This is a genomic window from Thalassospira marina, assembly GCF_002844375.1.
In the GTDB taxonomy this organism is placed as follows: Bacteria; Pseudomonadota; Alphaproteobacteria; order Rhodospirillales; family Thalassospiraceae; genus Thalassospira; species Thalassospira marina.
Map to the genome: position 1 here is coordinate 1,055,749 of NZ_CP024199.1, position 13,627 is coordinate 1,069,375.

The 13,627-nt window shown below is 55.5% G+C and carries 9 protein-coding genes; 5 read left to right on the forward strand and 4 right to left on the reverse strand.

From position 1 onward, the window contains the following. Positions 1 to 68: 68 nt before the first annotated feature. The 3 genes from CSC3H3_RS04675 to CSC3H3_RS04685 form a co-directional block, all read right to left on the reverse strand. Positions 69 to 2,144: a methyl-accepting chemotaxis protein gene (locus CSC3H3_RS04675; protein ID WP_101284035.1), complete on the reverse strand. Its 2,076-nt coding sequence runs from the start codon at positions 2,142 to 2,144 to the stop codon at positions 69 to 71. A gap of 167 nt (positions 2,145 to 2,311) precedes the next feature. Continuing rightward, complete coding sequence (locus CSC3H3_RS04680) at positions 2,312 to 4,798, reverse strand: EAL domain-containing protein (RefSeq protein WP_101284037.1); 2,487 nt, start codon at positions 4,796 to 4,798, stop codon at positions 2,312 to 2,314. Further along, a complete protein-coding gene (locus tag CSC3H3_RS04685) occupies positions 4,795 to 5,862 on the reverse strand; it encodes a sensor histidine kinase (protein WP_101284039.1) in 1,068 nt (355 codons plus the stop codon). The genes CSC3H3_RS04680 and CSC3H3_RS04685 overlap by 4 nt, the downstream gene beginning before the upstream one ends. Before the next feature lie 500 nt (positions 5,863 to 6,362). On the opposite strand from CSC3H3_RS04685, the gene CSC3H3_RS04695 reads away from it, so the two are divergent. From CSC3H3_RS04695 to CSC3H3_RS04710, 5 genes are all read left to right on the forward strand, one after another. Then, positions 6,363 to 8,954: a methyl-accepting chemotaxis protein gene (locus tag CSC3H3_RS04695; RefSeq protein WP_101284043.1), complete on the forward strand. Its 2,592-nt coding sequence runs from the start codon at positions 6,363 to 6,365 to the stop codon at positions 8,952 to 8,954. Positions 8,955 to 9,114: 160 nt separating this feature from the next. Further along, positions 9,115 to 9,507: an HNH endonuclease gene (locus tag CSC3H3_RS04700; RefSeq protein WP_157831828.1), complete on the forward strand. Its 393-nt coding sequence runs from the start codon at positions 9,115 to 9,117 to the stop codon at positions 9,505 to 9,507. A 172-nt stretch (positions 9,508 to 9,679) separates the two neighbouring features. Continuing rightward, positions 9,680 to 11,275: a lysine--tRNA ligase gene (locus tag CSC3H3_RS04705; RefSeq protein WP_101264014.1), complete on the forward strand. Its 1,596-nt coding sequence runs from the start codon at positions 9,680 to 9,682 to the stop codon at positions 11,273 to 11,275. 34 nt (positions 11,276 to 11,309) lie between these two features. Beyond that, positions 11,310 to 11,474: a hypothetical protein gene (locus CSC3H3_RS24340; RefSeq protein ID WP_157831829.1), complete on the forward strand. Its 165-nt coding sequence runs from the start codon at positions 11,310 to 11,312 to the stop codon at positions 11,472 to 11,474. Further along, positions 11,455 to 12,060 carry a DUF4136 domain-containing protein gene (locus tag CSC3H3_RS04710; protein ID WP_157831830.1) on the forward strand — a complete coding sequence of 202 codons (606 nt, stop codon included), beginning with the start codon at positions 11,455 to 11,457 and terminating at the stop codon, positions 12,058 to 12,060. Before CSC3H3_RS24340 ends, CSC3H3_RS04710 begins: the two co-directional genes overlap by 20 nt. A gap of 100 nt (positions 12,061 to 12,160) precedes the next feature. Here the strand turns inward: CSC3H3_RS04710 and CSC3H3_RS04715 are convergent, their stop codons facing one another. Then, positions 12,161 to 13,021 (reverse strand): branched-chain amino acid aminotransferase, encoded by an 861-nt coding sequence (locus tag CSC3H3_RS04715; protein WP_101284047.1) that lies wholly within the window; start codon positions 13,019 to 13,021, stop codon positions 12,161 to 12,163. Between the last annotated feature and the right edge of the window lie 606 nt (positions 13,022 to 13,627).

Genomic DNA, 13,627 nt, shown 5'->3' on the forward strand with positions numbered 1-13,627 from the left:
GCCTTTGCACACAGCAAAAACGGCGATGAGGGTTTCATCGCCGTTTGCGTGGAAGGCTTGAGTACGGGTTAGATATTGCGCAACTGATCAAGGAAGTTTTTGACTTCAAGATCGAGATTGCGGGCCTGTTTGGCCAGTTCGGTGGCATCGGTTTGCACATCCGATGCGGCCTCGCCGGTTTGACCCGCCGTATTGCGGACAATGCCGATGGAAGATGAAACCTCGTTCGTGCCAGCCGCAGCCTGCTGGACATTGCCCGAAATTTCGGCGGTGGCGGCACCCTGCTGTTCGACTGCCGCTGCAATGGCCGATGCGATTTCGTTGATGCTGGAAATGGTTTGGGTGACCTTTTCAATGGCATCGACGGTGTTGTGGGTTTCGGACTGGATGGAGCCGATTTGCTGGGCGATTTCGTCGGTTGCCTTGGCCGTCTGATTGGCAAGGTTTTTAACTTCCTGTGCCACAACGGCAAAACCTTTGCCGGCTTCGCCTGCGCGGGCGGCCTCGATGGTGGCATTGAGGGCGAGAAGGTTGGTTTGTGCCGCAATATCGTTAATCAGATTGACCACCTCGCCAATGCGTTCGGCGGCTTCGGCCAGGCCGGTGACCATGGCATTGGCGCGCGAGGCTTCATCTACGGCGTTGCCGGCAATTTGCGATGACCGTGCCACCTGCGAGCTGATTTCCTGGATGGAGGCGGAAAGTTCCTCGCTGGCGGAAGCGACCGTTTGGACATTGGCGCTGGCCTCGGTTGCGGCTTCGGCAACGACGGTGGCCTGACGCGAGCTTTCATCCGCGGCCTTGCGCATCTGGCGCGAGAGTTTTTCCATGTTTTCGGCGCTGCCGGTAACATGGACAACAATGGACCCCACCGATTTTTCAAACTGATCGGCCATTTGCATGCGGGTGCGATTGCGGGTTTCGCTGGCCCGCTGTTCGGCCTGGAGTTTGTCGCGTTCGGCCCGTTGCATGCCTTCGGAGGCTTCCTTGAAGGCTTCGAGGGCCTTGGCAATGGCGCCGATTTCATCCGAGCGGTCAAGGTAGGGCACGGTGATGTTGAAATTGCCCTGTTGCAGATGGGAAATGACATCGGCGACGCTGGTCATGGGGCGGGCAACCATGCGGTTGGTGGAAAGCCAGATGACACCAATAACCACCAGCAGCAGGACAACCCCGCCAATAAGGGTGGCATTGCGCAGGGTATCGGCCGGTTCATAGACCGTTCCTAACGGCACATTGACAACCACACCCCACTGATTGGCGTAACCTTCAATGGCGATGGGAACAATGATGCGCATGAAGTTGCCATCGTTCAGATGGGTGGCTTCGCCCGATTTCATGGCCGCCAGAATGGCCGCCTGGGTTTTATCGGAAGGGTCAAGTTTTGTGCCGCGAATGGCGGGGTCTTCATGGGCGACCCAGGTGCCCTGGGCGGAAACAAGGTTAACCGTGCCCGTGCCGAAGGGGGATAGTTTGGCAAAGCGTTCGGACAGGGCGTTCAGTTCAAGGTCGGCCCCCAGAACACCGAGGAATTTACCGGCCTTGTCCTGAACCGGCACCACAAACGAGGTCAGAACAACGCTGCGCCCCTGAATGTCATAGGTGATGGCATCGGTGACGTAGGTTTTATTGGTGCGTTTGGGTTCGGTGTAATATTCGTTGATTTCGGGGTTATCAAGGCCGGTCAGATGATAGGCCGTGATGCCGTCGCCGAAATTATAATAATAGGTGACATATTTGCCGGTGCCGTCGCCAAAGGGTTCGCCTTCGTTTTTATAATCGGCGTCTTTGCCATCCAGCGCATTGGTTTCAAACCCGGCCCATGTCCCGGCAAGCTGGGGATTTTCCATCAGCGTGCGATTGAGGATTTCGTTATAGGTTTTGCGATCAGCCGTGCCCTGTTCGCGCGCGGCCCGGAAGGTCCCGGCAAGGTTTTTGGCAATCAGCATACCGGTATTCAGCACCCTGCCTGCCTGCGAGGCGTGATATTGGGCAACGGCCTGGGCCTCGCCAAGGGTGAGTTTTTCGGTTGTTTTGCCCGTTTGGGCCGTTTGCAGGAAAATGCCGATGATGAGACAAAAGGCGATGGCAAGGGCGCTGACGCAGGCCAGCTTGGTGCCGAGTGACAGGTTGGAAAAGCGCATCCCAGAATCCCCCTGTGAAAACCTATCCTTTTGGAAGGTTAGAAGGATGAACGGGGATCGGCAACCGAATTCAGATACTTAGATATGAAGGTTCGGTTGCAGTTTTGATGTGTCTATACTTTAGGATGGTTCCCTGTCTTGCGGCATTTTCAGCTAACGTAAAGGAATCATGACGTTTTAACGTTGATCGCGGGCAGGTTGAAAATTTGCGCCGCCGGAACCGGCCTGCAAAAATAGTATCCTTGGAAATCGGTGCAGTCGCGCTGCTGAAGGAATTCCAGTTGTGCCTGTTCTTCGACTCCTTCAACCGTGACGGCCATGCCAAGCTTGCGGCCCAGTGCAATGATGGCCTCGGTCAGGGCGGTATTGTCGCGGTCTTCGGGGATGCCACGCACAAAGGACTGGTCAATTTTGATGCGTTCAATCGGCAGGCTTTTGATTGACCCCAGGCAGGAAAAGCCGGTGCCGAAATCGTCGATTGCCAGGGAAACACCAAGTTTGCGCAAATCATGCAGCCGGGAAATGATGCGGGCATCATCCTGGATCATGCTTTCGGTGATTTCGAGTTCAAGTGATTGCGGCGGGATTTCCGTGAGGGCGAGGGCGGTGCGGACAACATCGACAAAATCATCGGAGCGAAGCTGGCGCACCGAGACATTGACGGCAACGCGCACACATTTATGGCCTTCATCGCGCCAGCGCATGGCCTGGGCGCAGGCTTCCTCGACGACCCACTGGCCGATTTCGTTGATCAGGCCGCTTTGTTCGGCGACGGGGATGATTTCGCCAGGGCCAAGCAGGCCTTCGGTCGGGTGGTTCCAGCGGATCAGAGCTTCCACACCAGACATTTTGCCGCTTTGGCGGCAATATTGCGGCTGATAGAACAGAACCAGTTCGCCATTTTCAAGGCCACGGCGCAATTCAAGGCTGCGGGTCATGAAATGGGAGGCATCCTCGGTCATGGCGGATTTATAGAAGGCAAAACCGTTACGCCCGCCATTTTTGGCGGCATACATGGCGGTGTCGGCCTGGCGGACCATGTCCTGGGCGCCAAGGGCGGTATCGGGAAACAGGCTGATGCCGATGCTGGCTGTTACGCTGATATCGCGGCTGGCGATGCTGGCGGGAATTTGCAGGCCCTTAAGCAGGCGGGCGGCCATGGCCGCAGCGGCATGTTCGTTTTTGATATCCTCGGCGGTGATTAAAAATTCATCCCCGCCCAGACGGGCAACCGTATCGGTGCTGTTGATCAGGGCCTTTAGGCGGCGCGACACCACAACGAGCAACTGGTCGCCTGCACCATGCCCCAGCGTATCATTGATGTTTTTGAAATTGTCGATATCGATGAACATGCAGGCCAGTGTGGTGCCCCGGTCGCTGGCGCGTTCAATGGCGCGGCCCAGCCTGTCAATCGCAAGCAGGCGGTTGGGCAGGCCGGTCAGGCCATCATAATGGGCCAGATATTGCAGTTCTTCTTCGGCGCGGCGAATGGCGGTTCGGTCGGAAATGATGGCAACGTAATGCGATACATCGCCATCGTCGCTATCGACCGCGATGATTTGCGCCATCAGGGTGATTTGTTCGCCATCGGCATTCAGGGTATCAATTTCGCGGTGCCAGTGTTTACGGCTTTCAAGGGATTTGAACATTTCGCGGTAAAAGGACAGGGGAAACGTTTCGCGCGAAATGACATGGGGACGGTGCCCCAGGGCTTCTTCAATGGGGATGCCGGTGATATTGGCATAGCTGCGATTGGCACTGGTGATGCGCAATTCCTGGTCAAGGATCAGGATGCCGTCCTGGGATGTTTCATAAACCGTGGTTGCCTGGCGCAAACGGTCGCCAGCCACGCGCTGATCGGTGATATCCTGGACCACACCAATGATACGGCGCGGGTTTTGGGGGGTGCCTTCAAATGTTTTACCCTGGGCGCGAAACCACGAAACCGATGATCCGCCTTCTTTGGCGCGAAAGATGACATCAAAAAAGTCACCTTTTTTAATGGCGGTTTCAAAGGCGCATTTAACGGAACGCTGGTCTTCGGGGGCGACACGTTCAAGGAATTTATCAAGATCGGCCGAAAGGCTTGCGGCATCGCCATCGGGATGGATGATGCCAATGGGATCGGCCGTTTCGATTTGCCGGGTTTTGATATCGATTTCCCAGCAGGTCATATTGGCCGCCTTCATTGCCAGATAAAGGCGTTCCTCGCTGCGTTTCAGGGCAAATTCAACCTTGCGGCGCTGTAGCGCCATTTGAATGGTGGCGTGCAGTTCGCGTTCGGAAAATGGCTTGATCAGATAACCATAGGGGTGGGTCAGTTTGGCGCGTTCAAGGGTTTGGTCCTCGGAATAGGCGGACAGATAAATGACGGGCACATGCATATAGGGCGGGATGCCCGCCGCCGTTTCAATGCCATCAATATCGCCATCGATATGGATATCCATCAGGATCAGGTCCGGGGTATCGGACAGGATGGCTTCAAGGGCTTTGGCCCCGGCGCTGTATACGGTAACGCGGCCATATCCCAGTCGGGTAAGCTGCTGGCGCAAATGCAGGGCGACGATGCGTTCATCCTCGACAATCATGATGTGAATATCGGGATTGGCGGGGGGGATGGTGCTATCGCCTTTTTGGGGTGGTGTGCCGGTCATGACGCCTCCGTTGCAGGAAATTCGACCGACAGGCAGGTCGGATTGGCGTGGTTTACAGAAATGGTGCCGTGAAGCTGGTCAACGAGCATGTAAACAAGTTGCAGCCCCAGGCTGGTGGAATTTTCGACATCAAGTTTTTCAGGCAGGCCAACGCCGTTATCCGAGACGTCGATGCGAATGGTGTTGGCATCGGATTTGCCGACAAAGACATCGATTTTGCCTTCGCGGCCACCGGGAAAGGCGTGTTTCAGGGCATTTGAAAGCAGTTCGTTGGCGATCAGCCCGCAGGGCACGGCACTGCCGATGGGCAGGAACACCTGTGAAATATTGGTATTGATGGCGATGCGGCTGCTATCGACCACATAGGATGCGTGCAGCGATCTTAGAAGGTCGTCAAAGAAATGGCCCAGTTCGACCTGCGAGACATCTTCGCTTTGATAAAGAGTCTGATGGACTTGCGCCATGGAGCGCACGCGGTTGCAACTGTCGCGCAGCATTTCACGAATGCCGGGATCCTCGATTTGGGCACTTTGCAAATCAAGCAGGCTATAGACAATTTGCAGGTTGTTTTTAACCCGGTGGTGGACTTCGGCCAGCAGCAGTTCCTTTTCACGGAGTGAACGTTCGAGGTGTTGCTGGCGTGTTTTACGGTCCGAAATATCGACAATCGCGGCAAGGATATGCATTTGATCGCCAATCGGGATGGGGTTAAGCCCGATTTCAACGGCAAATTCGCTGCCATCCTTGCGCAGGGCATATAGATCGCGGCCGGGGCCCATGGGGCGCGGGCCGGGGTTAAGAACAAAGCTGCCGCGCAGGCCCGAATGATGGTGACGGAACCGTTCGGGCACCAGCATTTCAATGGCCTGACCCAGTAGTTCTTCACGGCGATAACCAAAAACCTTTTCGGTTTCGGCATTGACCATGGTGATGATGCCGCGCGGATCGGTCAGGATCATGGCGTTGGGGGCATATTCAACCACGCGGCCGAAACGGTCGTCATCCACGCCGGGGAAAAGCGCCGGGGCGGCTGGCGATAGCACAGGATGATCCGTTTCAGTCATTTGTTCCCCCGAAAGTCAGTAAGGTTTTCGGTATTCAGGACAGTATTTCAGATTAATTTTATGTTTGATCGCGACGGCCGGTTTTGAAGGACTGGTCGATCGTGATATTTGGTATAAGTCGGTTAAGGTTAATCTATATTTTGGTTTAGGTTATCTGTTCGATGGTCTATGTTTTTGGCTTGGTAATTTTCGTCCCTTGCAGGCAAAGTTGTCAACCTTGGGATTTGTCGGGTTAATAAATTTCTTGTTTTAAGTGTTGAAATTTCAGGAGGTTTTCGCTGACTCCTGAGGGCGGCTTTGTGATTTTGTTCACATTTTCAGGTTGCCAGGTCGGCATTTAATGCCACCAAATTGCGGTTTTATGCGACGGAGATAATGTTTAAGTATTTGAATTAAAATGTTTTTAAGGGTCATTAAAACTTAACCGAAGCGTTGCTGCGTTTTTGCCCGGCGGGGACTAATTTCGTGCGGTTGATGCACTGCACAAGGATTAGGTGAAAATGCGGTCGAAACCAGGCAAAGGCAAAACGGGAATCAAGGCCAAGATGCTGCTGGCATTTGGGGTGATTGCGTTGGTGCCCTGTATTGCGGCTTCGATCGGGTGGCTTTCCTATCGGGCGGTGCGCGGACATGTGACCGATATCACCCAGTCACAGGTGCCGTTGCTGGAAACAGCACACGGGCTTGCAACAACGGCGGCGGGCATTCTGGCGTTGGGGCCGCGCATTGATGCGGCCAATGATGCAGGCGAACTGGCCGAACTTGCCAAAGAAAGTGCCAGCCAGCAGCAATTGATGACCCGTGCGGTAGATACATTGTCGCAAAACCATCTTGATGATGGCACGGCAAGCGACATGGCGCAAAAGGTGACAGCCCTTAATTCCAGCCTGAACAAGCTGGTGGCGGCAACACGCACCCGCCTTGACCAGAAGGCACAGCGCGTTGCGCGCCTGAGCGAACTGGAACAGCAGCATGATACCCTGCTGGCACAGCTTAAACCGGCGATGGAACAATCGCAAAAGGCGCTGGCGACCAGCATCGAGGGCCTGACCGAGGCGACAACAACGGCATCAAGTTCGATCAGTGATGATTTGTCCCAGCGGATTGTGCCGATGTTCCAGTTGCGCGGGGCGACGGCGGCATTGACCAAATCCTTATTGCTGGGGGCGTATGAAACCGAACCATCCAAGGTGATGTCGCGATCAACCGATTTTGATTCAGCCCTTGCCAATATCCAGGGGGCGTTGCGCCCGCTTGCCAAGGACCCGGCGGCGAAAATGGTGCTGGGCGCGATTGATAAACTGGCGGCCTTTGGTGGGGATGACAAAAACATTTATATGTTGCGCATCGGGCAGCTTCGCGCCGAACCGGGTTCGGAAAAGGCGGAAAAACTGACGGCCGAACTGGCGCAATATGTGGATGAGATCGTTGCCCTTGATGGCGATATCAGCAATTTCCTGCTGCCCATGATGCTGAATTTCAGGACCCATATTGCCGGTTCCGGCCAGCAGATTGCCGAGCAGACCAAGGAACTGGCCGGTGTGCAGGTGCCTGATGCACAGGAAAGCTATATCCGGTTAAGTACGCTTCTGGCGGATGTGAATTTGCTGGTGGGGCGCCTGGCAGAGGCCGGAAATGCCGCCAGTGCCGCACAGCTTGCCAATTTGCGTGACAGCCTGAAACAGGTTGCCAAACAGATTGGCAGCGAAGCCGGGCAACTTGATGCCGATGACAAGGTGATTACCGGCCTGATCGACAAATTGCTGGCAACCGGATTTGGCGATGAGGGCATTCTGGCCCTGCGCGGGCAGGAACTTGATACCCTTGCGGCCAACAGCGCGTTGATGCAGGAAAACCGCAAGGCGGCAACGCAGCTTGCCGATGATGTGGCGACGATTGTTGCCGTGGCCGAACAATCGGCGGCGGACGGGGCCGGGGAAACGCAGGATGCGCTGGACCAGACCAATCTGTTGCAGATTTCGCTGGCGGCGGCAGGTGTTGTTTTTTCCATTCTGGTGGTTTGGCTTTATGTCGGGCGGCGGATTGTCAAACGGCTGGAAAACCTGGCCCAGGCCATGCGCCGCGCGGCAGATGGCGACCGGCAGGTGGCGCTGCGCAATGATGGCAGCGATGAAATCAGCGAAATGGTCAATGCGCTGGAAGTGTTTATTGGCAATGCCAAAGCCATGGATGATGCCCGTGAACAGATGGAAGTTTCGCGCCGTGAAGCATCCGAACAGCGCAAGCTGGGCCGGATTGCGGTTGCCGAGCAGTTTGAACGTGATGTGTTAAGCATTGTGCAGGCACTGGTTGGTGCCGCCCAAACCATGACGGACCGTGCCCGCGCACTTAATACCATTGCCGATCAGGTCAGTGTGCGGGCCAATGCCGCGCTGGAAATTTCAACCCAGATGGCGGCCGGTATCCAGCAGGTGGCATCGGCGGCCAGTGAAATTTCAACATCGATTTCGCATATCAACCAGCGTACCGGCGAAACCGCCAAGGTGATTGGCGATACGGCCGCCGGGGCCGAGCAGGTGAAAACCACCATTGCCGGGCTGGCGCAGGCGACCACGGAAATTGGCAATGTTGTTGGCCTGATCGAAGGGCTGGCGGGGCAGACCAACCTTCTGGCCCTGAATGCGCATATCGAGGCCAGCCGCGCGGGGGATGCGGGCAAGGGATTTGCCGTGGTTGCCAACGAGGTGAAACATCTTGCCGGGGAAACAGCACGTTCAACTGGCGATATTTCCCGCCAGATCGCGGCAACGCAGGATGCCTCGCGCGAGACGGCATCGGTGGTGGCGCTGATGACGGATGGGGTGCAGAAAATCCAGGGTAATTCATCGGCGATTGCAGCCGCGGTTGGCGAACAGGCCCGCCTGACGCAATCGATTGTCGATCGGTCCCAGGAAGTTGCCGTTGGCACCCAGCGCGCCAATGAAGATGTGCAGGTGCTTTCCGAAGCCGCCGCCACCGTGCGCCAGGATGTGGGGGATGTTTTGCATATTGCTGAAGGATTGCTGCGCGAAGCGGCCAGCCTGGGCAATGCGGTGAATGGTTTCCTGCGCGAAATTCGCGAGGCATCTTAAGTGCTATTGTGGTTTTGCCCGTACCGGGGATAGGGTAAGAAAGGAAATTATCTGTTCTACCCCAATGACCCTCCAGCTTTTTGCGCCTGCACTTCGCTATGTGCGCTGGTTTGATGTGGATCGGGTACACAGGCGAAATGGCCAAGGATTTGGAGGTTTCATGACCCGTGCACCGGGAGCCCGCAAAATTTGCAAAGCGCATTATCCCTATATGTGCTGCTCCATTTGCGGACTATCGATGGAAGCCGTTCTTGATGTTGCGCATCTGGATCAGGACCCATCGAATAATAACCCTGATAATTTGGCGTGGTTATGCAAGACGCATCATCGAATGTTTGATTGCGGATTATATCCCGTTGGTGGCATCAAAATGCTGCAGGAGCACTGGCAGCAATGGCACGCGAAGGGAGCGGTCGCAGATCATTCGATCTATATGAAAGATGCCGGGATCAAGGCCGCGCGGACGCGTAAGCGCAAGATAGCGGCAAAAAAAGCTGTGGCGACAAGAATGGCAGCGACAAAGACGACGCTCGAAAAGGATGACGAAATCTAGCGTTTTTGTGGGTTTGCAGCGCAATTTGAGCCATGTTTGGGCGAGCATGGGGCTATGTGCGCTCTATGCTTGATCTTGGGCGCAAGCGGGGCTAGCTTCTGGCGGCGCCGAATCATTATAATTCGCGCCAAAATCCGCTTTTTATGTAAAACACTTGTTCAAGGTTTCAAAAATGACAGCCGATCTTCGTGATGCCGCGTTAAACAGCAATGTCTGGGCTTTTGCCGAAGCCCAAAAGCTGGTGCAGCGTTACAAAGACAAAAAACCGGAAAAAGGCTATGTCCTGTTTGAAACCGGTTATGGCCCGTCGGGTTTGCCGCATATCGGCACCTTTGGCGAAGTTGCGCGCACGACCTATGTCCGCCGCGCCTTTGAAACCATGTCCGATATTCCGACCAAGCTGTTTTGCTTTTCCGATGATATGGACGGCCTGCGCAAGGTGCCTGATAATATTCCCAACCGGGAAATGGTGGCACAGCATCTGGGCAAGGCCCTGACCAGCGTGCCGGACCCGTTTGGCAAGTTTGAAAGCTTTGCCCATCATAACAATGCCCGTCTGCGCGAGTTTCTTGACAGCTTTGGCTTTGAATATGAATTCAAGTCATCGACCGAATGCTACCGTTCGGGCATGTTTGATGCGGCTTTGCTGCGGGTTCTGGAAGTTTACGACAATATCCAGAAAATCATGCTGCCGACCCTGGGCGAAGAACGCCGTGCGACCTATAGCCCGTTCATGCCGGTTGAGCAGGATACCCAGAAAGTTCTGATGGCCAAGATTGTGGAAATCAAGGCTTCCGAAGGCATCATTGTTTATGAACACCCCGAAACCGGCAAGCTGGTGGAAACCCCGGTAACGGGCGGGCATTGCAAATTGCAGTGGAAGCCGGACTGGGCGATGCGCTGGTATGCGCTCGGTGTTGATTATGAAATGGCCGGCAAGGACCTTATTCCGTCGGTTGATCTTGGCAACAAGATTGTCAAGGCAATGGGCGGCACCCCGCCGGAAGGCTTTAACTACGAACTGTTTTTGGATGAAAACGGGCAGAAGATTTCCAAATCCAAGGGCAATGGCCTGTCGGTTGAGGAATGGCTGACCTATGCGCCGGAAGACAGCCTGTCGCTGTTCATGTTCCAGAAGCCGAAGGCGGCAAAGCGTTTGTATTTTGATGTCATTCCGAAAACGGTGGATGAATATCTGACCTTTGCCGACAAGCTGAAAACCGAAACCGACCCGGTGAAGCTGTTGCAGAACCCGGCCTGGCATATTCATGCCGGTAGCGCGCCGGACCGTAACATTCCGATTTCGTTTGGCATTTTGCTGAACCTGGTTTCGGTCTGCAATACCGATGACAAGGGCGTTCTGTGGGGCTTTATTTCGCGTTATGCCGAAGGTGCAACGCCGGAAAATGCGCCTTATCTTGATAAGCTGGTTGGCTATGCCATCAATTATTATCGCGACTTTGTCAAACCGACGAAGAAATACCGCGAAGCCAGCGAAGCAGAACGGGCCGCCCTTGTGGAACTGCGTGAGGTGCTGGTCGGGCTTGATAAATCGACCAATGGCAGCGACATCCAGAATGCCGTTTATGAAATTGGCAAAAACCACGAATGCTTTGCCGATCTGCGGGCATGGTTCAAGGCGCTTTATGAAATTCTGCTGGGTCAGGAACAGGGCCCGCGCATGGGATCCTTCATTGCGCTTTATGGCATTGACGAAAGTGTCGCTTTGATCGACCGCGCCCTTGCTGGTGAAGATCTGGGGGCCTGATTACGGCTTTTGCCCGCGATCACAGGCAAATCTGATGAAAGGCCCGCCGGAACATGGCGGGTCTTTTTTTGTTTCAAATATAGCGGCAAATCTGGCGGGCAAAAAAATGCCGCAGTTTCATGGTGATGTCAGGATGCGCTGGCAAAGTTGGCGCAGAACAACAGAACGGAAGTATCAAGATGGCAGTGAAACGCCCTAAATGGTTGGTGGTTTTGGCTGGTTTGCTGGTGGCAGGCTGTGCCAGCGGGCCGCTTGTGCATACGGACCAGAACCCGGCGACGGATTTTGGGGCCTATCATAGCTATGCGTTTGTTGAAGCGGCAGGCAAAGACCGCGAAGCACAATACACCACCCTGACCGGGCAGCGCATGGAAGACCGCATTGCCGCCCAGATGCAGGGCCATGGCTACAGCCTTGATATTCATCACCCGGACCTTCTGGTGGATTACCACATTGCCATGCGTGACCAGCAGGTGGTGCGCCCCGGCCCGTCCTATGGTGGATATTACGGGTCGCACGGGCGCGGTGGCATTGGTGTTGGCGTGCCGTTATTTGGCGATAGCGGGCAGGTGGAAACCTATGTCCGGGGCGAGGTGGTGATTGACCTGATTGATCGCCGCACCAACAAAACCGTGTGGGAAGGCAAAACCGGCCACTGGCTGGGATCGGACGGAGAATATTACCCGGATTCCGCCATTGCCGAGGCGATTGCGGCAATTTTTGCCAAATACCCCTATGTCGCCGGGCAGTCTGCGCCGGTGATGCCGGTAAATGATGCGCAATAGAATGCCGAAAGGCAGGCAAAACAGCAAAGGCGGGCCATTCATCGATGGGACCCGCCTTTTTCTTTGCGCCGCAACGCTTCAATGATGTGAAGCGGCTTGATCAGCCAGCTTCGCTAAAGGCCCAATAAAGTTCCTGGGTGCGTTTGGTGATTGGGCCGGGCTGGAGGTTGCGGTCGTCGAGTTTGACGCAGGGGGCGACCTTGTAGAAATTGCCGGTGCCAAAAATTTCGTCGGCATTTTCTAGTTCGCTGTATTTCACGGCTTTTTCGACAACAGTGACGCCATCATCCTTGAGCAACTGGATCACGCGCTGGCGGGTCAGGCCATTAAGGAAGGTGCCATTGATTGCCGGGGTGTAAACCGTGCCGTCCTTGGCAAAAAACAGGTTGGCATAGGAAAACTCGGCAACGTGGCCCATCGGGTCCAGCATGACGCCGGTGTCAAAGCCGCTATCAAGGGCTTCGGTGACTGCGCGGCCAACATTGGGGTACAGGCAGGATGCCTTGGCCTCGGTCGGGGCGCTTTCGGGCGATGGGCGGCGGAAGCTGGATTTGCGGGCGGTAAAGCCGGTTTTGATCGCTTCGGGCAGGGCGCTTTCATTGATGCAGAGAACAAACTGCGCGCTGTCCGGATTAGGGGCGAGAAAGCCGGTTTCGCCATAAATGATCGGTTTGATGTAAAGGGCAACATCGGGATCAAACTTGGTCAGGCCTTCGGCAACAAGGGCCAGGATTTCATCGACCGTGATGGTCGGCGCCAGGCCCATGAGGCGGGCGGACTGAATGACGCGGGCACAATGGGGTTTGAGGTCCGGCGTTTTGCCATTGATGCGACGCGCACCGTCAAACACGGTGGAAGACATCCACATGCCATGCGTTGCCGGGCCGATAATGGCAGGGTTGCCTTCATGCCAGGTACCCTGATGCCAGGTCCAGGTTTTGGAAGGGGTGGCGTGACCCATCGTGATACTCCTGATTTCTTTTATTGGCGCAGGCAGGGCTGCGCGCCGGTGGGGCTTCATATGAGAAAGTCAGAATAGATTTTTTAATCACCTGTGGTCAAAGAAAACTGTTGGGGAGCAGGGGTATGCCGGTGCAACCCGCAAAGATTGTGCGCGCACACGTGTGCGCTTGTGCGGGGCGCGATAAAGTCATACAAATAGGCGTCGGCAGGATTGGCGGGCTTGGCAGCGTTGGCGTTGGTCTTGGTCTTGGTGCTGCTGCTGGTGTTGGATAATTCCCGGTGTCGTTTTGCTGTTATATCGCGTTGGTTTGGCTTGACGGCGGGCGGGGGTGGAATATGGCTTGCTGAGGCTGAGGCTGAGGCTGAGGCTGAGGCTGAGGCTGAGGCTGAGGCTGAGGCTGAGGCTGAGGCTGAGGCTGAGGCTGAGGCTGAGGCTGAGGCGATGGGCGTGGTTGCTGGCGGTTGTACGAGTGCAGGCGCGGTTGGTTAGATTTGTTGGGTTCGGTTCGTTCGGTTTGATTTGGTGCGGGGCGGCGGCCTTGTTGGGGCTGGTGGCCAGGTTTTGGCCGGGAATGCAGCCTGAATGCGGGTTGGGCGGTGATTG